Below are 23204 nucleotides of genomic sequence, written 5' to 3'. Positions count from 1 at the left end.
GTCACCGTGTACGTCTTGGTGGTCGTGCCGTCCTGGGCTGTCACCACGATGGTGATCACGTTGGCCCCCACCTGCAGGGTCGGGCTCGTCCAACTGCCGCCGCTGACCGTTTGCCCGTTCACCGTCACCGTTCCCGGAACCGCCGCCGCGACCCCCAGAGTCACCTGGTTCGCTCCGTTGCCCACGTCCACCGTGTAGGCCGTGGTCGTCGCCGAGAAGGCCGGATTCAGCGTCCCGGCGCTCACCGTCAGGCTCCCCAAGTCGGCGTTGGTCGACGGAGCCCGGTACACCGTCACCGTATAGGTCTTCGTCCCTCCGCCCGGGGCCACCACCTGGATCGACAGCACATTCGAGCCGATGTTCAGGTTCACCGTCTGCGCCTGTCCGGAAACCAAGGAACTGCCGTTCAGGAGCATCGAAACACCGGTCTTCAGCGAAACCGCCGTCACATCCACCCGGTCGACCGCATTGCCCACGTTCACCGTGTACGCCGTGGTCGTCCCCGAGAAGGTCGGGCTCAGCGTTCCCGGAGTCACCGTCAGGCTCTGCAGATCGGCGTTGGTCACCGTCCCGTTGACCGAAAGCGTATACACTTTCTGGGTCGTCCCGTCCGGAGACGTCACCTCAATCGAGATCGTGTTCGGTCCCTGGTTCAGGGACACCGTGAACGGCTTCCCGTCCTGAACCGGCTGACTGTTCACCGTCACCGTCGCCGTGGGATCCGCCAGGTGAGGCGTCACCGTCAGGCTGTCGATCGACCCCGCTCCCTGCACGGTGTAACTGAGCGTGTTCGGGTTAAAGCTCGGGTTCAGTGTCCCCACACTCACGTCCAGCCCGTTCAGGTTCGCATTGCTGCTTTTCGCCCGGATCACCGTCACCGTGTACGTCTTCGTGGTGCCGTCCTGGGCTATCACCTGAAACGCAAACGTGTTCGATCCCACATTCAGGTTCACTGTCTGCACCTGACCGGCCTTCCACACGCTGCCGTTCCAGAGCATCATGGCCTTCGGATCCGACGGAGAAGCGGTCACATCCACGTGGTCAACCTCATTGCCCACGTTCACCGTGTACGCCGTGGTCGTCGCCGAGAAGGCCGGGCTCAGCGTCCCCGGACTGACCGTCAGACTTCCGAGATCGGCGTTGCTCACCGTTCCGTTAACCGAAAGCGTGTACTGTTTCTGGGCCCCATCCTGGGCCGTCACGACGATCGGGATCAGGTTGCCTCCTTGATTGAGGGGCACCGTCACCGCTTGCCCATCCCCGGTCGGCGTGCCGTTCACCGTCACCGTCGCCGACTTGTCCGCCAAGTGAGGCGTCACCGTCAGGCTGCTCGCCTGTCCCGCCCCTTGCACGGTGTAAGTCAGCACGTTCGGATCAAAAACCGGATTCAGCGACCCCGGGCTCACATCCACCCCGCTCAGGTTCGCATTGCTGCTCTTCGCCCGGTTTACGGTGATGGTATAAGTGCTGATCACACTTCCTTGAATCACCGTGATTTTCAGCGTGTTCGTCGGGTCCGGACTAAGAGCAACCGACTGTTTCACACCCACCGCCAGCGACACAGGACTTTGGCTGTTCACCGTGAGGGTCATCGTCACTCCGGAGGTTGCCGGCTTTGCATACAACAAAACCTGATTGACCCCCGCCCCCACCGTTGCCGTGTAATCCATGGTGGTGGATGTAAAACCGGGAATCAAAGCAATCGGGTTGTTGGATCCGTCGGAAAGTTGCAAGTCGGTCAACAGGGCACCGGTGGAAAGCACGTTGAACACGCGAACAGGCGTATTGCGATTCGCCGTCGTCCCGTCTCCCAGTTGACCGGACGAATTCAACCCCCACGCATAAACGTAGCCGTCGGACGTCAGGGCCAGACTGTCGTATCCCCCGGCCGACACCGCCGCCACATTGGCCAACCCCGTGACCTGCACCGGCACTTTGCTCGCCGTGGTCGTTCCATTCCCCAGTTGGCCGTAGCTGTTCCCGCCCCACGCATAGACCGTTCCGTCCTGCATCAAGGCCAGACTGTGATCTTTTCCGGCCGACACCGCCACAGGGTTTAGCCCGATGAGCAACCCCGCCACCGGCTCAGCCGCAGTGGCATTGTTCGTCGTCCCGTCTCCCAGTTGACCGGACGAATTCGACCCCCACGCATAGATCCGTCCGTCCGACGTGAGCGCCAGGCTGTGATTTCCGCCCGCCGCCACCGCCGTCACATTGGTCGGCAGTCCCTGCACCTGGACCGGAACATTGGAATCGACTGTGGAGTTGTTCCCCAATTGACCGGAGGAATTCTTGCCCCACGCGAAGACCCGTCCGTCCGACATAAGGGCCAGGCTGTGGCTCTCACCCGCCGACACCTGGGCAACCGAAGACAACCCCTGGGCCGGGGTCGGGGTTTGACGGCCCGTCGTCGTCCCGTCCCCCAATTGCCCGTTGGTGTTGTCCCCCCAGGCCCATACCGTCTGATCCGAGGTCAAGACCAACGAATGACCGCCGCCCGCCGAAACGGTGGCCTTTCCGAGAACAGCCGCCGACGCGGGATACCAAGGCCACAGAGCCGCCGACAACGCCAGACAAAGCAACCATTGACCCACTCGACCGGAAGCGGACCGTCGACCCATCCCCGTTCCAGCCCTTCGGCCTGTCTTTATTCTGTTGTCGTGATCCATTCTTTTCGTTTCCCTCCATTCCTCCATTCCTGGCTCCTGACTGGCCCGTCCGCCGATCATGGCCGCCCCTCCGGCGTCTTTCACATCTCTGTCCCCTTTTACCCGGATCACCGTGGGACACCTGGATACCCTCTTCGCTCATCGACAGGACGGTTTCACTCCTGAGCCCTCGCGGTCCCGTTCCGGGTCGTCGGGTGCCCGCGACACCCTATGATTATAGGAAGTCAACCTTAAAACCAGTTAAAAATCGTCGTGATTCTTCCGTCTTTACAAAAAAAAGTCTCGGAGCCCCCGGTCGGTTCTGTCCACATCCGACCTCGGTTGCCCCGGATTGCCAAAATCCCGTCATGTCGAGGTCCCGACAATGTGGTGAGCCTTTTCCTATTCCGAGGGGAGAACGGGTTCTTTACGGTGCTGAGTATTCGTGGGGAAACGTGGACAAACATCGGCCCGTGAACAGCCGAAGAGGCCATGGTCTCCCAACCGGCAGCGGACCGCATTCTGTTGGAGGTATCCGTTGTTGGCTCGCTCAACGAGGGATCAACCAGGAGCGAATGGAGGACGCCCCGCCGAACGCATACGAAAAGACCGCAGGCCGGTGCAGTTTGGGGGCATTGGGGCGGTTCGAAAATGCGGGCATCCATGGGCCCGGTCTTAACCGTGTTCCCCTTCGCTGGAAAACTTATATCCGAATCCCCGCACAGTCTGGATATATCGCGGGCACACCGGATCCGGTTCGATTTTCTTGCGCAAATTGCTGATATGCACCATCACGGTCCGCTCATCGCTGGCGGCGTCCCACCCCCACACCTGTTCGTGCAGCCGGGTCGCGCTGAAGACCTGATCGGGATGTTGAAGAAGGAAAAACAACAGTTGCCGTTCTTTGGCAAACAGATCCACCCGCTTGCCGGCCACCCGAACCTCCAAAGAGCGGAAGTTGACTTCGACATCTCCAAATCGAACGCTTCCCATCCCCGCCCCCCGGTAAAGCGCGCTCCCCGGCCGCCGCAACCGGGCCTTGACCCGTGCCACCAAAACCATGGGGTCGAAGGGCTTCGTCAAATAATCGTCCCCGCCCTCCTCCAGCCCGGCCACAATATCGCCCGGTGTTCCCTTCCAGCTCAAGAAGAGCACCGGCACGTCGGAGCTTCGGCGGATCATCCGGCACAATTCCACGCCGTTCATATCCGGAAGCAACACGTCCAGGATCAGAAGGTCGGGCTGTTCTCGACACAACAGCTCCAACGCCCGCCTGCCGTTTTCCGCCGACGCCGTCCGATACCCGTGGCTTCGCAGATACAGTTCCACCAATTCGCGGAGTTCTCCGTCATCATCCACAACCAGCACCTTGTGTTCCTCGTTCATGCCCAGAACTCCTTTTCCATTCCGATGATCCGTGCCCTGCCGGATCCAATCCCAGGAAGAGAAATCAACGGTGCCTCGAACCGCGACGGGCTCGTCCGCCCGAGCGACCGGGTTCCACCCGAAGCAAAGGAACACGGCGAAGCACACGCCCGCGAAAAAATTGGTATGGGTCTTGGTCATGTTCCACAGGGCGACACAGGAATCCCCCTAGTTTCCGATTCCGCTCATCCACGCCGGTCCGTCGACCGATGCAGTCACAGGCGGCCATCCGGCCGCACTCACGATCAGCGAGATCAAAACGAGAACGGCCGAACGTCTCACCATCCCCATCCAACCTTTTATCATAACTCCCCCTGTCCGCTGACCTGGGCACGTAGACCTACAGACTTGGCCTTATCATTGTAAAGAATGAACATTAAAACCGGTTTAAAATATATCCTGAATCTTCCATTCCGCAAAAAAACAAGCATTGCGGCATTCGGGAATTTAAGGACTGGCGAGGACTTCGGCATCGGGTGAGACCATCCAGGTGAACCTCGGAAACTTTCAATTTACGTATTGGGAACTAACATTGATCTGGGCAGACAATGGTGGGAACCGATTGCCTCCTTTGGAACACATGTAAAGGGGTGAGGAAACACGATCACGAGCTTAACGATCAAGAACATTACGGCGGACACCGTGGGTCTGACCGAGATCTTGGAGGTGGGCGGCAGCGATGTTTCCGAGGACCTTCATAGGGCTTTTATCGACTTAGATAGCTCGTGCTTTCTGAGCACGCCGCACCAAAAAAGCGGCCCAAAGGCCGCCTGGTCGGCCCGCCCCCGGCGGGGCGCACCGAAAAACACACTCCGCAACTTCATCACGCTCAATAATGATGATGCGCCTGGGCGATGGCCATCGCCTTGTGATGATACGGATGGTGGCCGTGCATCATGTGCGTGATCGCCATCTCGTTATAACGGATCATGACCTGGCGATAATGCATCATCATCAAAAGCTGCTCCCGGCGCATCATCATCTCGTGCATCCGGTCCAACACCCGCAGGTACCGCTCCATCCGATCGAGATCGTCGTCGTGCACTTCTTTCACTTTCTTAAAGCCATCCTGCCACAACAGGTCCCAATCCAAATCAAAGGTGCTCGCAAACAACCCCACGCAGCCCCTTTCCCCTAGGTTTGCGTCCGCTAACCAGGATATTCAGGGGCCACTACCACCGACATCTGTCCCGATGAACTTGGGCCGCGCGCCGGTTTTTGATCCACAGAGCCATCCGTCGGCCGTGTCGCCGCCCGGCGGTTCGCGCGGGGCTCCTCCTCCCCCGGCCGGCTCCATCGTTCCTGCTCGCCACGTGAAGATCGCCCCGCCGCACCGAGGCCGCCAGCCTCCGCTCTTACCGCCCGGCCACCTTCTCCATCACCAGCAGCAAATCCCCCGCCTCCACAGAATCCAATTCCTTCACCAGCACCTCCCTCACCACTCCGTCAAAAGGAGCCTGGAGCGCCGTTTCCATCTTCATCGCCTCGGTCACCATGAGGAGCTCGCCCCGCCGGACCTCATCCCCGGGTTCGACCATGATTTTGCTCACTTTGCCGGGCATCGTGGCCCCGATCTCCCCGGGCACTGCGGGGTTGGCCTTCCGCCGCTCTTGGACGAGCACTTGGGCACTTTCGTCCCGCACCGTCACTTCCCGGGGCGTGCCGTTGAGTTCAAAATAAACCACCCGCGTGCCGTCCGGCCGAAGTTCCCCTACCGAGGTCAGCTGCACCATCAGCGTCTTCCCCGGCTCGATATCGACGGTGATCTCCTCCCCCAGGCGCAGACCGTAGAAGAATGTCGGGGTGTCCAGTACCGACACATCTCCGAATTCCTCCCTGTGCCTCACAAACTCCTCAAACACCTGGGGATACAGCGCATAAGACAGCAGGTCCCGATCCGAAAAGGCCCGTCCAAACTTCTCCTCCAGATGCCGCCTCGCCGCCGCAAAATCAAAAGGTTCCAAGAGCTCCCCCGGCCGGCAGGTGATCGGTTCCTTGCCTTTGAGAACCACCTTCTGGAGCTCCGGCGGAAAACCTCCCGGCGGTTGGCCGATGTACCCCCGGAAAAACTCCACCACCGACTGGGGAAAATCCACCGTCTCCCCTCGGGTGATCACATCCTCCGGGGACCAGCCATTTTGAACCATAAACAGGGCGAGATCCCCCACCACTTTGGACGAGGGTGTCACCTTGACGATATCCCCGAACATATCGTTCACCGCCCGGTACGCCCGCACCACCTCATCCCAACGGGTGCCAAGCCCCACCGCTTCGGCCTGCTGGCGGAGATTCGTAAACTGTCCACCGGGCATTTCATGATAATAGACATCTGTGGAAGGCGCCCGAAGCCCGCTCTCAAAGGGCTCATAATAGCACCGCACCACTTCCCAGTAGTGGCTTAAGCGGTCCACCGCCCCGAGATCGATGCCCGTGTCCCGCTCCTGAAAACGCAGGGCCGCCACCACCGCCCCCATACTGGGTTGAGAGGTCAGACCGCTCACGCTGTTGATCGCCGTATCCACAATATCCACCCCGGCCTCTGCGGCCTTCAGGAGCATGGCCACGCCATTGCCGCTCGTATCGTGGGTATGAAGGTGAATCGGTATGCCGATCTCTTCCTTTAGCGCCCGGATCAAGACTTCTGCGGCATAAGGTTTGAGCAGCCCGGCCATGTCTTTGATCCCCAGTATATTCGCCCCGGCCCGCTCAAGGTTTTTCGCTAGGTTTACATAATACTTCAGCGTATACTTGTCCCGTTTCGGATCGAGGATATCCCCGGTATAACACAGCGCCGCCTCGGCCACCTTCCCCTCCCGACGCACCGCATCGATCGCCAACTCCATCCCGGGCAGCCAGTTCAGGCTGTCAAAAATCCGGAACACGTCGATTCCCGATCGGGCAGCCTCCCGCACAAAGGCGGTGATTACGTTGTCAGGATAGTTTGTGTATCCCACGGCGTTGGCACCGCGAAATAGCATCTGAAAAAGAACGTTCGGAGCCGCCTCCCGCATCCGGGCAAGGCGCTCCCAAGGGCACTCCTTCAAGAATCGCATCGCCACATCGAAGGTGGCGCCGCCCCACATCTCCCACGAAAAAAGCTGGGGAAGCCCCTTAGCCGTCGCCTCCGCCACCCGGAGCAAATCCTGGGTCCGCACCCGGGTCGCCAAAAGGGACTGATGGGCATCCCGGAACGTCGTGTCGGTCACCAAAAGGGGCTTTTGCTCCATCACCCAGCGAGCCAGGGCCTCGGGCCCCTCCCGGTCCAGGATCCCCTTGGCTTCACTTGGGGCCACATCGGGAAAATCCGGAACCAAAGCCTGCCGAAACCGCGGTTTTTTCTCAGGTTTTTTGATGCCGGGGTGGCCGTTCACCGTGGTCCGCCCGATAAACTGCAGTAATTTGGTCCCCCTGTCCCGTTTTTTCGCCGTCCGGAACAGCTCCGGATGTCCGTCGATGAACGAGGTATCGCACCGCCCGGCGAGAAAATCCGGATGCTGGACGACATTTTCGAGAAAGGGGATGTTCGTCTTGACCCCCCGGATGCGAAACTCCCGAAGGGAACGCAGCATCTTGTGGGCCGCGCTTTCGAACGTCAGGGCCCAGGCGGAGATTTTGACCAGCAGGGAATCGTAATATGGTTGAATCACCGCCCCGGCGTAGCCGTTGCCGCTGTCCAGGCGGATCCCGAACCCCGCCGCACTGCGGTACGCGAGGATTTTGCCCGTATCGGGGACAAAATGATTGTCCGGATCTTCAGTGGTCACCCGGCATTGGATCGCATATCCCCGGCGGTGGATCGACTCCTGACTCTGGATGCCGATGGCCGGGTCATCTAAGCGGTACCCTTGGGCGATGAGGATTTGAGCCTGCACCAAATCCACGCCGGTGATCAGTTCGGTGATCGTGTGCTCCACCTGGATCCTCGGATTCACTTCGATAAAATAGAACGACCCGTCCGGGGCCACCAGGAATTCCACCGTTCCGGCGCCGACGTACCCCGCCCGGCGCATCAGCCGGAGGGCCGCGTCGCAAATCGCCTGGCGCTGGGGCTCGGTCAACGTCAGGGCCGGGGCGATTTCCACCACCTTTTGGTGACGGCGCTGGATCGAGCAATCCCGCTCGAATAAGTGCACCAGATTGCCGTGCCGGTCCCCCAGGATCTGCACCTCGATGTGTTTCGGGTGCTCCAGGAATTTTTCAAGATACACCGTGCCGTCCCCGAAAGACTTTTCCGCTTCTGAACGGGCCAGGCTCAGGGCCTCTTCCAGATCTTCCTTGTGGCGCACCACCCGCATGCCCCGGCCGCCGCCCCCGGCAGCAGCCTTCACAATCAAAGGAAAGCCGTGCTCCCGGGCGAATCGCAGGGCGTCCTGGAGTTGGCGCACAGGTTCCGGGGTGCCGGGAATCACCGGCAGTCCCGCGTCCACCGCCATCTGGCGGGCCGTCACCTTATCCCCGAAAGCTTCCAGATGCTGAGGCCGCGGCCCGATAAACGCAATGCCCTCTTCTTCGCAACGAGCGGCGAAACGGGCATTCTCGGCTAAAAATCCATAACCCGGGTGGATGGCGTCGACCTCTAACCGCTTCGCCAAGGCGATGATGCCTTCGATGTCGAGGTATGCCTCCACGGGCCCCTTGCCTTCCCCGATGAGGTAGGCCTCGTCCGCCTTATAGCGATGCAGTGCCAGGCTGTCTTCCTTGGAATAAATCGCGACCGTATGAATGCCAAGCTCTGTCGCCGCCCGAAGGACGCGGATGGCGATCTCTCCGCGGTTGGCGACGAGGAGCTTCGAGAATGGACGAATCTCTTGCATGACGGCCCCCCTCCCGGTCTTGTTCTCCTGGGCTCCAGTATACAATAAGATGTCTGCATTGCCCAAGAGCAAGGATTCAGGCCGACTCATGCCGATGTCAATCGGACGATTCCGTCTCCCCCACCACCCGGCGCAGACACACTTCTGTCGCCCGGACATTTCGCTCCGCCCGGTCCATGATGCCAAGCATCGTCCGGTAATCGTCGGACAAACTTTCGTACCGCTGTTTCCAGCGCTCACAGGTTTCTGCCAACTCTTCCCGCTCTTCCCGCAAGACGGCCAATTCCTCCCGGGCGCGCTCAAGGTCCCGCTCCAACTGTTTCACCCGGACGTACAGCCCCTGGTACTCTTGCTTATACTGGCGCAGAAAACGAATGACGCCCCCCCACGATAAAGAAGGCTGGGCTTCACTCCCTTCCCGGGCCCGTTCCCAATCCGCCCCCCGGCGCCAGGGAACCCCCCGGGCTTTGCGCTGCCTTTTCGCCACGTCGATCGCCGGCTGACAATGTTTTCGTATACAAGCATTCCAGCGGTATCCACAAGCCGCCGCCGTCCGATTTAACAGTTCCGCCGCTTCTTCAAAGGCGGCGAGTTGAGTACTCCCTTCCCGGATGTGCCGCAGCACGATTTCCGCCAGGCGGGTATCGTCTTCCGCCGTCCAGGCATCCTGTCGCATCGTTTTCATGCAGAATCCCCCATATTCCGTGATCTATCCCCGGTATACCCCTCCTTCCGAATTCTTAAACCTCGCACCTCCAAAGAAGGCGGGTCTGCAGACCCGCCCTCGCAATCCCCCGAACCTCTACATGACCCGCCGCCTCAGGCGTCCGATCCACGCCTGGGCCGGATTTTGCCGCCGGCGCAGTAAGGCCGAGCGGACAGTCATGATCCCGCCGATGATCCCCAGCACCGTGGACAGGGTGCGCATCCATCGCCTTGCTGCTCCCATGAAGACCCCTCCTTTTGATGGTGGGTCAACTCTAGTATGCCCCGTCCATGGAGCCCGCCGGCGACCAGTTCCTCCCAAAGGTTGCTGACTCTACGCGATCTGCCGCATCGCGCGTCAACGCTTCGACGTCGAGCTTCTCCTCCGCCCGGTGAACCTGGTCCAACCGGGGCCGGGTGCTCGGGTTTCGCGGCGTAAAAATCGTGCAACAATCCTCGTACGGTTGAATCGAGGTCTCGTATGTCCCGATGCTGCGGGCGAGGCGGATGATCTCCACTTTATCCCAGGCCACCAGCGGCCGCAGAATGGGAAGGGTCGCGACTTCGTTGATCGCCACCATGCTCTCCAGGGTCTGGCTCGCCACCTGGCCGAGGCTTTCCCCGGTCACCAAGGCCAAAGCCCGTCGCCGGGCGGCAATGCGCTCGGCGATCCGCACCATCATCCGCCGCATGATCGTCACGTAGAAGGGTTCGGGGCAGTGCATCCGGATGGCCTTTTGAACGTCGGTAAAATGAACCACATGCAAGGTCATCCCGCCCTCAAAAGGCCCCAGGATGTCAGCCAGCTGCTCCACCTTTCTCCGGGACCGTTCACTGGTGAAAGGATAACTATCAAAATGGACCGCCTCCACCTGAACGCCCCGTTTCATCGTCATCCAGCCCGCCACCGGGCTGTCGATACCCCCTGACAACAGGAGCATCGCCCGTCCGCTCACCCCCACCGGGAGTCCCCCCGGCCCGGGAATCCTCTCGGCGAACAGGTACACCTCCTCCGGCCGAACCTCCACAGCCAGTTCCACCTGGGGCTCGTGGACATCCACCCGCAACCCGGGAACCCGGGCAAGCACCGCGCCTCCCAGCCGGCGGCTAATGTCCGGCGAGGTCAAGGGATAGCCTTTGAACGCCCTCCTGGCCTCCACTTTGAATGTCAACGGTTGATTCGCGCTGCCCCCACCGGCTTCAGCCTTTTTCACCACCTGCTCCATCAGGTCCACGGCGGCGTTTTCGATGTCCTCTAGGTCGTGCCCCGCCACCCGCACCGGACTGAGGGAGACCACTCCGAAAACCCGGGATACGGCCTGGGCGATCTCTTCCCAGGGATGTCCTCCCACGTCCACCAACACCCTCCCGTCCGACCGGTACACTCGCGCCTCCGTGAAGGGCCGCAAAGCCATTGTTATATTGTCCAACAAACGGCGCTCAAAAGAGGACCGGTTCTTTCCCTTAAGCGCCGCCTCGCCTTCCCGCACCAGCAATAATCGATACATCCCGCCTACCTCCGCATCATCGGCCGCAGTTCTTTCACCACCTCGGCCAAGGCCACCCCGGCCTCCTCCATTTCGGCCACAGTGTTGAAAGGGCTAAAACTGAATCTCAGCGCCCCTTCGTTCACCTCCGGCGCCACCCCCATCGCCCGGAGAACGTGACTGCCCTTCGCCGATCTGGAGGAACAGGCTGAAGCGGTGGACACGTAAACCCCCCGTTCCTCTAAAGCGTGCACCAAAACTTCTCCTTTAAAGCCGGGGAAAGACAGGTTCACGATATGAGGCGCCCCGTCTGGGGGTGAATTCAGCCTGTGTCCGGGCACCTTTTGCCGCAACACCTCGATAAAAGCCGCATGAATCTCCGACAACTGCCTGACGGCTTCCTGACCGTGGGCCAGCCACCACCGGCAGGCCGCCCCCATTCCGGCGATAGCCGGCACCCCCGGGGTTCCCGAGCGCCGCCCCGCCTCTTGGCCCCCACCGTGAAGCAGCGGCTCGCATTTCAGGCCTTCCCGGATATACAGCGCTCCTGCTCCTTTGGGACCGTGGATTTTATGGGCGCTGAGAGAGATCAAGTCGACTCCGGTCAAGGGTACGGCCAATTTGCCAAAGGACTGGACCGCGTCAATATGAAAAATGACCTTGGGCAAGCGCTTGAGCTGTTGGCCCAGGGTCTGTACCGGCTGAATCGCTCCCGTCTCGTTGTTGACGTGCATCACCGAGACCAGGATCGTGTCTTCCCGCAACGCCCCAAGCACCGCCCGGGCATCCACCACTCCGTTTGGTTCCGGAGGGACCCGGGTGACCTCGAAACCGACCTGCTCCAGGAAACCGCAGGTTTCCAGAACGGCGGCGTGCTCCACCGCCGTGGTCACGATGTGCTTGCCCCGTCCCCGGTGTGCCAGGGCCGTCCCCACCAGGGCGGCGTTAATCGCCTCGGTGCCCCCGGAGGTGAATACGATCTCCTTCGCTTTGACGCCGAGCAACCGGGCCACATCCGCCCGGGCGTCCTCTATCACGTCCTCCGCCGCCAACCCCAGGCGATGCGCCGAAGAAGGATTGCCGTATTGCTCCCGCAGTGCAGCCGTTGCCGCCTCCACCACTTCCGGAAGCGGCCGCGTGGTCGCACTGTTGTCTAGATAGATCAACCGCTTCACCTCCCACCGCTGGCGGTTCGTTTACCATTATAAAAAAGCCCCGGTCAACGGTACAACCGCTGTCCAGGGCTCTTTGTTCTCAGGACCCGGAGCGATCCGGGATCAGCCGCCGAACGCGCCCACCACGGCCTCCCCGGGCGTTTGACGCTCCAACCCATGCCGCCCAATGTAGCGAACCAGATCCACCACCCGGCAGGAGTACCCCCATTCGTTATCGTACCAGGCCATGACCTTGATCATCCGGTCTCCCACCTGCATTGTGGAGAGTCCATCCACGATGGCCGATGCGCTGCGTCCGACAAAATCGATGGAAACCAGGGGCTCCTCCGTGTAATCGAGCACCCCACGCATCTGACCGAGGGAGGCCTCCCGCAACGCCCGGTTGACCTCCTCCACCGTGGCCGGCTCTTCCAAGGTTGCCACCAAGTCCACGATGGATACGTCTGGAGTAGGCACCCGGAGGGAGATCCCGTCCAGCTTACCCGCTAACTCCGGCAATACCTTGCCCACCGTTTTCGCCGCTCCGGTGGTGGTGGGAATGATCGACTGCCCACACGCCCGGGCCCGGCGCAGATCTTTGTGGGGATTATCCAAATTCCGCTGGTCATTGGTATAAGCGTGAACCGTCGTCATCATGCCCTGAACAATGCCAAACCGATCGTGAATCACCTTGGCCACCGGAGCCAGGCAGTTCGTCGTACAGGAGGCCGCCGAAAGGATGTGATGCCGGGAAGGATCATACACATCTTCGTTGACACCCATGACGATGGTGACATCTTCGTTTTTCCCAGGGGCGGTAATGACCACTTTTTTCGCGCCCTGCTGCAAATGTTTACTGGCTCCATCCCGATCCCGAAATTTCCCCGTCGCCTCGATGACGATGTCGACGCCGAGATCCCCCCAGGGTAGCTGCAGTGGATCCCGATCGCTCAGCAGCCGGATCTCCCGGCCGTTCACCCACAGGCAACCGTCCCCGGCCTCCACGTCTCCGCGGAATAAACCGTGGACCGAGTCGTACTTCACCAAGTGTGCCAATGTTGCCGCGTCCGCTGTGGCGTTGACGGCCACGATATCCACATCGCTAAATCGCAGTGCCGCCCGCAAAACCATCCGGCCGATTCGTCCAAATCCGTTGATGCCGACTCGAATTGCCATCGACCTGCCTCCCTACCCGCAGATTCCTCCCTTCCATTGTACATGGTTTCACCCGATTGTTCTATACTGTTTTTCATGACCCTTGAAAAAGTATGTCACATTTCCGCGAACATCGGGAAAACCCATCAAAGTCCAGAGCCTGTGATTACGGTTGCGCCCCCCGGAGGATAAACGCCAGCCCCATGATCAGAAACAAGGCGCCGGCCAGCACAAGAGCGATGGATAATTTCTTCAGCATTCCGCATCGACCCCTTTACGGATCTCCAACACCCGAAACGCTTCACCGAGACCCCCGGGGAGAAGGAGTTGTTTGATCGCGCGATTCCGCCGGGCCCGAGGATCAAAGGGCTGGTCCGCTGGGCAATCGGACAATTCCCGGGCAATTCCCGCATCCCACAGAAACTCGCCCAAGGACCCTTCAAAAACCACTTCTCCGCCCACTGCCTGGGCGACCCGCCGTAAGACCGTGAAATTCACATCCGCCGTGATATCCCTCTCCCCCGGCTCGTCCCACCACCGATCGAGACACCGGTGCTGAAAAAATGCCCGCAGGGTACCGTGGGGACGATGCGGTCCATACAGGCGATCCTCGTCATCCCCATAATCGACAATGAGGACCAGCCCTTCCCTCAGCTGTTTAAACACGCGACGAATCCAGGCCGTGGCACCGGGGGCCACCTCGAACCCGCACTCGGGAGGTACCCGCGGGCGCCATTCTTCAAAGGCCCGGCGCCCCTCAGGCGAAGCCGGGCCGTACTTTCGAAGCCACCGACCGTCCGGTCCTAGATCCACCCAGGCCTCCTCCAGCCCCTCCGGGCCCTGCCGTAACAAGTGGGCCGGCATCGCATCCAAAAGCTCGTGGGCGATCACTATACCCCGGTCCAACCTCGGCATCTTCTCGGGCCAATCCACCGCCGCCCCGTAGTTCTCCAATCGGCGGGCCTGGTGCTTTCTCCAGGCCGGGGAGATCTCCACGATGGAATACCGGACACTCCCAACCCCTACCTCCGGCCACGCGGCGAAAATCTGCTCCGCCAGCCGTCCGGTCCCGGCGCCAAACTCCACGATTCGTACGTCCGGCCACCCGTACTGGCGGGCGCGCTGCGCCGCCCAAGCCGCGATGGTCTTTCCGTAAACCGGGTGAACATCCGGGGCGGTGTAAAAGTCCCCAGCCCGCCCAAACACATCATGTTCTCTCATGTAATAACCGCCCGCCGGGTCGTACAGCGCCCACTCCATGAAAGTGAAAGCGGTCATAGGCCCTTTCTGGCGAATCCGCTCGGCCAATCGCTCTTTTAAGGGGACCTGCCCCGAAGAAGCACCGGGTTGCCGGGGCTTTGGATCCGACACCTGGCTCACTGTCGGATCACGTCGTCGATCAGGCCGTATTCCTTCGCTTCATCCGCCGACATAAACCGATCGCGATCGGTATCCTCCTCAATCCGGGACAGGGGCTGACCGGTCCTCTCACTGAGAATTCGGTTTAACTTTTCCCGCACCCGCAGAATTCGATCCGCATGGATCTTGATGTCCACCGCCTGTCCTTGGACCCCGCCCAAGGGTTGGTGAATCATGATTTCGCTGTTGGGCAGAGCCCGCCGTTTTCCCTTCGCTCCAGCTGCCAATAGCACCGCTGCCATGCTCGCCGCCATCCCCACACAGATGGTCGCCACATCCGGACGGATGTACTGCATCGTATCGAGGATCGCCATCCCTGCCGTCACCGATCCCCCGGGGCTGTTAATGTACAGCGACACGTCCTTTTCCGGATCCTCGGCCGCCAAGAAAAGCAGTTGGGCGATCACCGAGTTCGCCACCTGGTCATCGATGGGCGTCCCGAGAAAAATAATCCGGTCTTTCAGAAGACGTGAATAAATATCGTACGATCGTTCCCCGCGACTTGTCTGTTCCACCACAATCGGTACAAAATACATACTTTCCCCTCCTTCATCCACCTTTATCCCCATTATGCCATATCGAACTCCAAAGGTCAAAAATGGTCAAAGAAAAAAGCGCCCCAGTATCCTTTGACCAGGGGCGCTCGTTCAAGCCTGACCCGGGCCCATACCTCGAACAGACTGACGGCAACCGGTCAGCCCTACCGAAACCGGACCCCGAATTTCCCCCGGCTGGTCCGGTACAACTCCACTTCCTTTGGGGGGGTGGGTCCATGAATCCGTTTATCCCCTTCCACCCACATGACGGCGCAGTAGGCTTCGAACTTGCTCTCATACAGTCCTGCCCAGTATATCCAGGACATGTTCCATCCCCTTCGCCGCTTTTCGCTTATTGTGCGATGTCGGCAAAGGGTTTATGCTCTCCCCACTCGCAAGGCGGGTGGCCTAAGCGGGACAGATCCTCACATCCAGACCCGGTCCCCGCCCACGTTTAGGATATTCTCATGACCGAGAACCTGCCCCATGACTTTCATCGCCATGGTGTTGGAACCGTGGGTAAAATACGACCCGCACAGCCGCTGCAGGATCTTCACCTTGTAACCGGCGTCCGTGAGGGCAAACATCGTGGCCAGAATTGTGGTCTCAGAATCCACTCCGGCCAGGTGAACCTCTTCGATTCGAGCTTTCTCCAGGTGGTCCCGCACCTCGGGGTTCAGGGCCGAGTACGTCGTTTTCTCCACCACCACCGCCTTGTCGTGGTGCAACAACAGCGTATCCTCGCCTCGGTTATCTTCGTGCACCCAGTGAGTGAGAATAATGAGATCATATTCGTGGCCATGTTCATCCAGGTACTTTTGGCATAGGGTCTCAATGTAATCCAGGGTGTTCCCCAAAAAATCCTCTTGTACATCGGTGATCAGCAGTGCCTTTTTCATCGCCTCACGCCCTTTCTCCGCGATCGTCAGATTCCGTCCTCATGGTATCATCGGGAAATTCGCTTGTAAATCGCTTCACCAAACCGGCACAGACCAGTCTTCCTACTGCCTGATAATACCCCGACGCCGCTTCAAGTAAACGGTCAATCAACTCTTCGGGACAGCCTGTCGCTTGACAGACCTCCCGCTCTCGATGGAGCAGCGGGCCGAACTCTGTCACTTCCCGCCTGGCGGACTCCGCAATCCGGTCCAACTCCTGCAACGGATACCACTCCCAGCCCTTTGCTCCCTTACCCACAGCGACCTCCCCCCGGCTCCGATCGACTCGTCTGATGCAAGGCTTGTTCGAGCCACGAGGAGAGGATGAGCAGCCGTTCACTGGCCCTACCCGAGGCGAGGAGTCGCTGCCGTTCCATGATGTCCAGCTCCAAGGTTCCAGCCACCAGCCAGGTCAGCCGGGCAGGATCCCGGGGGATGTGCCAAGAGGTCTGATTCTGGGGTCGGCGGGCAGCGTTATAATGGTGAAACTGCGCCCTTACCCGGGCGACCAACGCCTCAATCTCCCGAAACGGCTCTTCCACATCGTAGAGGGGTTGTACCCGGGCGGTAAGACAGGGGCCGTCATAAGCGCTATAAAGAACACGGAACCGTTGGCGGCCGATCACCTTGACCGACATTCTCCCGTCCGCGAATTGAGTGACCTCCTGAATCCAGGCCGTTGTGCCTACCCGATGGGGCACCGCCTCATCGCCGACCTCATCCCCGCTTTGAATTAAGGTCACGCCAAAAGGCACCCTTTGCATCAGACACCACTCGATCATCGTGCGGTATCGCCGTTCAAACACGTGCAAAGCCAGAGTCTGGCGGGGGAAGAGCACGGTGTGTAACGGAAACAGCGGGAGGTCAAACCACTCCAATGGAGAATCCCTCCGTTCATGCCTTTACGGCTCGGATTTTCAACCGGATATGCCGGATCCTTCGCGAAATTTGGGTTGTCCGTCCGCCCCATTCTGCGTATGATGATACATAAGAACGAGTTATCTGCTCGTCGGATGATCCGTAAGGAGGGTGGAGCAATGGTGGCCAAGGAGCATCTGCTTGCATTGAAAAACCGCATCCTCCCCCCCGGGGCCGGTCCGGTCATTGAACTGCTCTCCCAGCACCATCAGCAACTCGAGATGACCTCGATCATCCTGGAGCACGTACCGCTCATCATCATCGGTCGCCACGGCATGATCGCCCGGCTGCCAATCGACGGACGGATCACCAAGCTGAGTCAGCCTCCCGAGATCCTGACGTCTTTGCAGCGATTCTTTGAAGGCGAACAAACTTTGTACGTGTTTATCAACCTGCCCGAAATCCAATTCCCCGCCGCGGTGACGGAAGTCATTCGCGAAGTGGAGGAACGCGTTCAGAAACGGGATGAGTTGATGCGCCAGATCGATGAAGCGCTGGAACGCCGGGACCGGGGAGCCTTTCTTCGCCTCGCGCAAAGCCTTGCCCAGCTGGAACAGTAACCCATCGCCGGGTCAAACCCGGCGTTTTTTGTGCGAACCGCCCTCAGAGACGGCCTATTCCCCCTCTTCCCCCATTTCGGAACCCTCCTGGCGGATGTCGAGCAGATGACCATACCGCTTGACGAACACTTCGGAAATCTCCCGGTGCTCCTGGCCGTTCAGAGGCTCCACCGCCACCTCACCCGGTTCGCCTTCCAGCCGGAAAAACCAGATCATCGGGTTGGTCTCGGCCTTGCGATCGTAATAAGCTCCGTAGCGCCTTCCCCGGTGTTCAAACAGGGCACCCAGAGCCGCCTCCGCCACCTCGTCCTCCTCGTGCACCGACACAAAAAAGACATCCCCAACCTCCGCCAAAACCCTCTCCGTGAATGTCTCGCCCGGATACTCGAGGACAGTGGCCCCGCCGTCATCCCCTTCGTGCAAGACGTAAAGGTCCCTCCGCCCATCCCGGTCGAACTGCCAGAGCACCAGGTGGGCCTCCCCGTAAAAAAATGCGTACGGCCGGGCCTTGGTGAACGTAAACACCACCTTCGTCTCCCCCCGAATCCCCGTACGTGTGAAAACGGCAGCGGCAGGGCTTCCCCCTGCCGACCGCCGTCAACGTTTCCAAGACAGATACTGCTTGCGCACCGCTTCTTCGGTGTTCTCTTTCGTCAAAGACGCGCACATAAACAATAACGCCACAATCGCAGCCGCCGCGGCCACCACCCCGAGCATAACGAATCCGCCTCCTTTTCCAGTACCCTTCCCCCTAAGCATAAAAACAATCCAATGTCCCCGTCAAGTCAAGCCAACACTTTTCCCGGATTTCTACGTTCCGTCGACGTCATCAAATTGTTCCTTCACTCAATCCCATCCGCCTTGCACCCGATATCCACTCCGAATACAATCGAAACGATACGATGATCCTGGGCCAACACGCCGGACGCCCAGACCGTCCAGACGGCTATCCGGGTCCGAAAGCCCAGTCAAGGGGGAACGATCTTGGCTTTAGACGTGAACGAATTATGGGCACAAGCCTACGAACTGGGACTGCTCATCGCCGACTCTTCGGAAATCGAAGCGTACCGCCTGGCGGAGAAAGCCCTGGGCGAGAACGCCGAAGCCCAGGCACTCATGAGGGAACTCCGGGAACAACAAGAACAACTGGACCGCCTCAGGGCTTACGGCTCCGGGGAGCATTTGCGGCCCCTTGAGGAAAGCATCGAGGAGATTCTGAAAGCCCTTGATGCCATCCCCGAGGTCGTAGCGTTCAAGAATGCCCAGCAACAGGTGAACGACCTTTTGAAAGAGGTGACCCGGACCATCCTGTCCGCCATGCAGGATCCTCCTGAACCTCCACCCGGCCCACGCGATTGCGGTTGTGATTAAGGTTGCCGAGGAACGGAAAAACATGCTATGATGAGTCGAATTCCCCGAGAGGAGTCGATGGCATCCGTGCCTCATGACAACCATGTTCACGACGAACACCACGACCACGATCATGACGAAACCGTTCTCCTGGAGGACGAGAATGGAAACGAGCGGGAATTTCGGATCGTCGACGTGATTGAAGTTGGCGGTAAGGAATACGCCGTTCTCGTGCCCGAAGATGAACCCGAAGGAGACGGCGTCGTCCTCCGCATCGACACCGACGCAGATGGCGAAGAATATTTAGTGGACATTGAAGACGATGCGGAATGGGACCGGGTCGTCCAGGCGTATGAAGCAGCTGTTGAGGAGGACAACTGACCTCGGCGTCCACCCCCGGCTCGATAACCATGGCGCCTTTCCCCGTCTCTTCGGGCCGGGGGACTCCGATTTTATCGATCGCAAGAAGCCGCAGAAATGCGGCTTTTGTTCTCAGGGGGGGACCGGATTATGGAGATTTTCGTCGTGTGCCCGACCTGTCAACGCCACGACTATTATGAAGTTCCGGAAGACCTGGAGGTGGGGATGTACGACCCCGAACCTGTCGGCCTCTGGCGCTGCCCGAACTGTGGCCGGGAATACGCCGTCCGGGTAACGGTGACCCTCCACCCGCTGAGCCGCAAAAACCCTTGATTCTTTCAGCCGGGATCCCACCGATACAGGCCATGTAGTAAAATGGATCCCTCTTCAGGGATCCATTGTTTCGATAAAATTACATTGTCCACGACATGGAGCGGGTGATGGGAATCGAACCCACGTAACCAGCTTGGAAGGCTGGGGCTCTACCATTGAGCTACACCCGCGAATGGCGGAGTGAGACGGATTCGAACCGTCGATACGGCTCGTCGCCGTATACTCGCTTAGCAGGCGAGCGCCTTCGACCTACTCGGCCATCACTCCGCGGGACAGCGGCCATGAGATAAGCGGGGACAACTCTCGCTAAGTCCGTCCCGGGTCAACAACCAGGACCAGCAGCCGCAACGGGCAGTTTTCATTGTATCGATTCCAGAGTCTCCATGTCAACTGCTCGGCTCGTCAGGATCGTCATGTCCTCCCCGAAAATCGCCATTCATGGCGGATATGCACCTAAAACGACACAATACGCCCGGAATCCGGCTCCAATCACAGAACAGCATCTTACACCAACCACAGTTCGTGGCGAGGTTGGCACCTTTTTTCTTCACTGCTTCGGCATTGCCCATCTGGAGGATTTTTTGGCTCTTCTAGGCTCCGGCAACCGGCCCGCTCAACAAACGAGCTTTCAACTTGCGTTTGTATGCCTCCACTCCGGGTTGGTCATAGGGATCCACCCCGAGCAGATAGCCGCCCAGGGCGCAGGCCGCCTCGAAGAAAAAGACTAATTCGCCGACCAATTCCTCCCCCGGCCCTTTCGCTTCAATCCAGAGCTGGGGCACCCCGCCCTCCCGATGCGCCTCCATCACGGCCGCCATCGCCGCCTCTTGGAGATAATCCAGTCTCTTCCCGGCAAGATAAGCGGAGGCCGCGTCCACATCGTCCGGAATCACCGCCCGGGGATCCGGCGGCTCCCCGGCAGCCGGCTGGGGCGCCGAGGACCCATCGACGTCGAGGACCGTCTCAAACAACAATCGCCGTCCCTGCTGGACAAACTGCCCCATCGAGTGTAGATCTGTCGTATAATGGAGAAACGCCGGAAACAGCCCCCGGCCATCCTTCCCCTGGCTCTCCCCGAACAATTGTTGCCACCAACGGGAAAAGTCAGCCATTCGGGGCTCGTAAGTCACCAACGCCTCCACCATCCAGCCCTGCAAATACAACAAGTGTCGTGCAGCGGCATACAGGATTGCCGGATTCGCCCACAAATCCAAACGACGGCAATCCTCCCATCCCCGCCGGGCTCCTGTCAAAACGCGCCGGATATCGATGCCCGCCACCGCTGCCGGGAGCATCCCCACCGGTGTCAACACCGAGTACCGTCCCCCGATGTCCGGGGGTATCGGTAGTCGGCGATATCCCTTCTCGACAGCGTATTCTCGCAGCGCCCCCCGCTCCGGATCGGTCACCACGTAGATCCTTTCCCTGGCCTGGTGGCCGTAACGCCTCTCCAAGTTTGTTCGCAACAGATGAAACACGGCCCCGGGTTCCAAGGTGGATCCCGATTTTGAAACAACGACGAGCGCAGGCTCCCGGTCGTCGAGGTCGTCCATCAGCCGCAACAGTTCCCCCTCGCTCAACTGATACCCCGCAAATACCACCGGAAATCCCCGGGACCCGGAAATTTCCGACCCCGGGCGGAGCATCGCCGTCATCGCCCGGGCACCCAGGTACGACCCGCCGATCCCCACCACCACCGCCACATCCGCACGGGAGCGAATCTCCGTGGCCGTCGCCTCCACTTCCTGCCACAACCCGTCATGGTCCTCTTCCGGCCAGGTTAACCACCCCTTTTTTCCCTCGTCCTCTTTGGGGTCCCACAGTCGACCCTGGGCGGCTTCCAACTGACTCATCAGTCGGCGGAGCGCCTCACCGGACACCCAGGGCTGCGCCCCATCCACCTGCACACGAATCAACCCATCTCCCCCTCTCCCACACTGGCCCCAGAAGGTTTCCCCGGCCCCTCGGCCATCCGCCCCCAATGCGTCCCGTGCGGAGACAAACGTTTCCTGGAGCGGTCGCCCCGTCACTTCCCCTCCATGGTGGCCTCCTGCACCTCGGAAGACCTCGTCGTTCGTTCCCCGCCCTCAGCGTTCCCCACCTTTGAAAATGTCAGCCAGCGCCCCTTCCAGATCCGGGTGCCGAAATACATAGCCCCACTGCTCCGCCCGTTTGGGCAACACCCTCTGGCCCCGGAGCAACACGTCCGCCCCCTCACCGAAAACGACCCGCAACGCCGCCCCGGGCACCGGCACCCGGTAAGGCCGGCCCAGCACCCGGGCCAGGGTGCGCCCGAAGGTTTCCATCGTCACGGGATTGGGACTGACCGCGTTGACCGCCCCTTGGACAGGACGTTCGATGGCAAATCGAAAAAGCCCCACCGCGTCTGCCAGGTGTACCCAGGAAACCCACTGCCGACCCGTGCCAATCCTCCCGCCGATTCCTAAGCGATAAGGAAAAACCATCCGGGGCAACGCTCCACCCTCCCGCCCCAGTACCACCCCGAGCCGAACCCTGACCACCCGGGCGCCGAACTTTTCGGCGCGAAGCGCTTCTTCTTCCCACATTTTGACCACTGTGGCGAGAAAATCATCCCCGCCTGGGTCCTCTTCGGTAAACACGGCGGTCTCGGAGGTCCCGTAGAATCCCACCGCCGAAGCGCTTACCAACACCGGACGGCCCCCGCCAGGGACCTGAGCGGAGGACAGGACCTCCACCACCCGCCGGGTGCTTTCCGCCCGACTCCGGAGGATCGCCTCTTTCTGCCGTTTTGACCAACGCCGCCCCGCGATGGGCTCACCAGCCAAGTGTACCCAGGTCTCGACCCGCTTGCGACGTGCCCGGTCCATCAGTACATCCCATCCGCAGACCTCCACCTCCCCCACCCCCGCACCCGCAGGAACGGTCCGCCGAAACCGTTCCGGGTCCCGAGTCACGATCATGACGCCATACCCGGAGTGGAGCAGGTCTCGAATTAGCGCCCGGCCGACAAAACCTGTTCCCCCGGTAACGCCGACGATCCCCGCGTGTCCAACCCTTTGACCTATCATCTGGCCGTCCTCCTCGTTCCCGGGCGATCTAACCCTCGAAAGGCAAGAACATCGGCTCCCGTACGACTTCGAAGACAATTCGGCTTAAGGGCTTTCGCCGTGATTGGGGCAAGTGGTTGAAGCCTTTCACCCGCAACCGCTGAGCCGCTTCCCGCTCCGTGAGCCCGGAATGCATCGGGGCTTGCTCCTCCCCCATCTTACCCTCCTCCGCACCACTCCACCAACAAACAGATCGGGCAATGCCCCCCTTATGATACCATCCGGGCCGGGCGGTCGGCAGTCCCACCGGGACGAGAGTCACATTACTCGATCAATCCCAAAGCATGATAATCCCGCACACTCACCACTCCGT

Annotated in this window: 23 protein-coding genes and 2 tRNA genes; 4 read left to right on the top strand and 21 right to left on the bottom strand. The window is 60.2% G+C overall.

From position 1 onward, the window contains the following. From K6T64_RS13685 to K6T64_RS13615, 15 genes are all read right to left on the bottom strand, one after another. Positions 1–2753: cadherin-like beta sandwich domain-containing protein (locus K6T64_RS13685; protein ID WP_288010704.1), on the bottom strand; the 2753-nt coding region annotated here is incomplete at its 3' end. 570 nt (positions 2754–3323) lie between these two features. After that, a complete protein-coding gene (locus tag K6T64_RS13680) occupies positions 3324–4034 on the bottom strand; it encodes a response regulator transcription factor (RefSeq protein WP_288010703.1) in 711 nt (236 codons plus the stop codon). 868 nt (positions 4035–4902) lie between these two features. Further along, positions 4903–5193, bottom strand: coding sequence for a hypothetical protein (locus K6T64_RS13675; protein WP_133121247.1), 291 nt, complete (start codon positions 5191–5193; stop codon positions 4903–4905). A gap of 235 nt (positions 5194–5428) precedes the next feature. Then, positions 5429–8887 (bottom strand): pyruvate carboxylase, encoded by a 3459-nt coding sequence (locus K6T64_RS13670; RefSeq protein ID WP_288010702.1) that lies wholly within the window; start codon positions 8885–8887, stop codon positions 5429–5431. Positions 8888–8984: 97 nt separating this feature from the next. Then, entirely contained in the window at positions 8985–9572 is a 588-nt protein-coding gene (locus tag K6T64_RS13665; protein ID WP_170085444.1) for an RsfA family transcriptional regulator, read from the bottom strand. 117 nt (positions 9573–9689) lie between these two features. Beyond that, positions 9690–9836 carry a hypothetical protein gene (locus tag K6T64_RS13660; RefSeq protein ID WP_157935421.1) on the bottom strand — a complete coding sequence of 49 codons (147 nt, stop codon included), beginning with the start codon at positions 9834–9836 and terminating at the stop codon, positions 9690–9692. 31 nt (positions 9837–9867) lie between these two features. After that, positions 9868–11100 carry a tRNA uracil 4-sulfurtransferase ThiI gene (gene thiI, locus K6T64_RS13655; RefSeq protein WP_170085443.1) on the bottom strand — a complete coding sequence of 411 codons (1233 nt, stop codon included), beginning with the start codon at positions 11098–11100 and terminating at the stop codon, positions 9868–9870. A 5-nt stretch (positions 11101–11105) separates the two neighbouring features. Continuing rightward, positions 11106–12254: a cysteine desulfurase family protein gene (locus tag K6T64_RS13650; protein ID WP_353737821.1), complete on the bottom strand. Its 1149-nt coding sequence runs from the start codon at positions 12252–12254 to the stop codon at positions 11106–11108. A gap of 102 nt (positions 12255–12356) precedes the next feature. Continuing rightward, a complete protein-coding gene (locus K6T64_RS13645; RefSeq protein ID WP_170085441.1) occupies positions 12357–13409 on the bottom strand; it encodes a glyceraldehyde-3-phosphate dehydrogenase in 1053 nt (350 codons plus the stop codon). Between the two features lie 231 nt (positions 13410–13640). Further along, positions 13641–14768, bottom strand: a complete 1128-nt coding sequence (locus K6T64_RS13640) for a class I SAM-dependent methyltransferase (protein WP_170085440.1) — start codon at positions 14766–14768, stop codon at positions 13641–13643. Continuing rightward, positions 14765–15343 (bottom strand): ATP-dependent Clp endopeptidase proteolytic subunit ClpP, encoded by a 579-nt coding sequence (clpP, locus tag K6T64_RS13635; protein WP_013075880.1) that lies wholly within the window; start codon positions 15341–15343, stop codon positions 14765–14767. The genes K6T64_RS13640 and clpP overlap by 4 nt, the downstream gene beginning before the upstream one ends. A gap of 164 nt (positions 15344–15507) precedes the next feature. Next, positions 15508–15669 carry a hypothetical protein gene (locus K6T64_RS13630; protein ID WP_170085439.1) on the bottom strand — a complete coding sequence of 54 codons (162 nt, stop codon included), beginning with the start codon at positions 15667–15669 and terminating at the stop codon, positions 15508–15510. Positions 15670–15768: 99 nt separating this feature from the next. Continuing rightward, a complete protein-coding gene (locus K6T64_RS13625) occupies positions 15769–16242 on the bottom strand; it encodes a cysteine hydrolase family protein (protein ID WP_232059647.1) in 474 nt (157 codons plus the stop codon). Positions 16243–16246: 4 nt separating this feature from the next. Then, on the bottom strand, positions 16247–16540 hold the full coding sequence (locus tag K6T64_RS13620) for a hypothetical protein (RefSeq protein WP_100667511.1): 294 nt from the start codon (positions 16538–16540) through the stop codon (positions 16247–16249). Further along, on the bottom strand, positions 16533–17159 hold the full coding sequence (locus K6T64_RS13615) for an LON peptidase substrate-binding domain-containing protein (protein WP_288010700.1): 627 nt from the start codon (positions 17157–17159) through the stop codon (positions 16533–16535). The genes K6T64_RS13620 and K6T64_RS13615 overlap by 8 nt, the downstream gene beginning before the upstream one ends. Before the next feature lie 159 nt (positions 17160–17318). Between K6T64_RS13615 and K6T64_RS13610 the strand changes: the two genes are divergently transcribed. Then, entirely contained in the window at positions 17319–17759 is a 441-nt protein-coding gene (locus K6T64_RS13610) for an IDEAL domain-containing protein (protein WP_288010699.1), read from the top strand. Positions 17760–17813: 54 nt separating this feature from the next. Here the strand turns inward: K6T64_RS13610 and K6T64_RS13605 are convergent, their stop codons facing one another. Next, on the bottom strand, positions 17814–18287 hold the full coding sequence (locus K6T64_RS13605; protein ID WP_170085435.1) for a hypothetical protein: 474 nt from the start codon (positions 18285–18287) through the stop codon (positions 17814–17816). Positions 18288–18743: 456 nt separating this feature from the next. Here K6T64_RS13605 and K6T64_RS13600 point away from each other — a divergent pair, with 456 nt between their 5' ends. The 3 genes from K6T64_RS13600 (at position 18744) to K6T64_RS13590 (ending at position 19802) form a co-directional block, all read left to right on the top strand. After that, entirely contained in the window at positions 18744–19130 is a 387-nt protein-coding gene (locus K6T64_RS13600) for a YlbF/YmcA family competence regulator (RefSeq protein WP_157935420.1), read from the top strand. Positions 19131–19187: 57 nt separating this feature from the next. After that, entirely contained in the window at positions 19188–19490 is a 303-nt protein-coding gene (locus tag K6T64_RS13595) for a DUF1292 domain-containing protein (RefSeq protein ID WP_170085433.1), read from the top strand. Positions 19491–19619: 129 nt separating this feature from the next. Further along, positions 19620–19802, top strand: coding sequence for a zinc finger protein 62 (locus tag K6T64_RS13590; RefSeq protein ID WP_013075890.1), 183 nt, complete (start codon positions 19620–19622; stop codon positions 19800–19802). A 96-nt stretch (positions 19803–19898) separates the two neighbouring features. Here the strand turns inward: K6T64_RS13590 and K6T64_RS13585 are convergent. The 5 genes from K6T64_RS13585 to K6T64_RS13565 form a co-directional block, all read right to left on the bottom strand. Continuing rightward, positions 19899–19972: transfer RNA gene (locus K6T64_RS13585), tRNA-Gly, on the bottom strand. Between the two features lie 3 nt (positions 19973–19975). After that, positions 19976–20069 (bottom strand) — tRNA-Ser (locus K6T64_RS13580). Positions 20070–20392: 323 nt separating this feature from the next. After that, positions 20393–21709 (bottom strand): glucose-6-phosphate isomerase, encoded by a 1317-nt coding sequence (locus K6T64_RS13575; protein ID WP_288010705.1) that lies wholly within the window; start codon positions 21707–21709, stop codon positions 20393–20395. A gap of 180 nt (positions 21710–21889) precedes the next feature. After that, positions 21890–22852 (bottom strand): TIGR01777 family oxidoreductase, encoded by a 963-nt coding sequence (locus K6T64_RS13570; RefSeq protein ID WP_288010698.1) that lies wholly within the window; start codon positions 22850–22852, stop codon positions 21890–21892. A gap of 28 nt (positions 22853–22880) precedes the next feature. Continuing rightward, complete coding sequence (locus K6T64_RS13565; protein WP_100667504.1) at positions 22881–23048, bottom strand: cation-transporting P-type ATPase; 168 nt, start codon at positions 23046–23048, stop codon at positions 22881–22883. Between the last annotated feature and the right edge of the window lie 156 nt (positions 23049–23204).

The organism is Kyrpidia sp. (assembly GCF_023512215.1).
Taxonomy (GTDB): Bacteria; Bacillota; Bacilli; order Kyrpidiales; family Kyrpidiaceae; genus Kyrpidia; species Kyrpidia spormannii.
The sequence above is the reverse complement of the archived record's forward strand: the minus strand, read 5'-3'. Positions and strand labels throughout refer to the sequence as shown.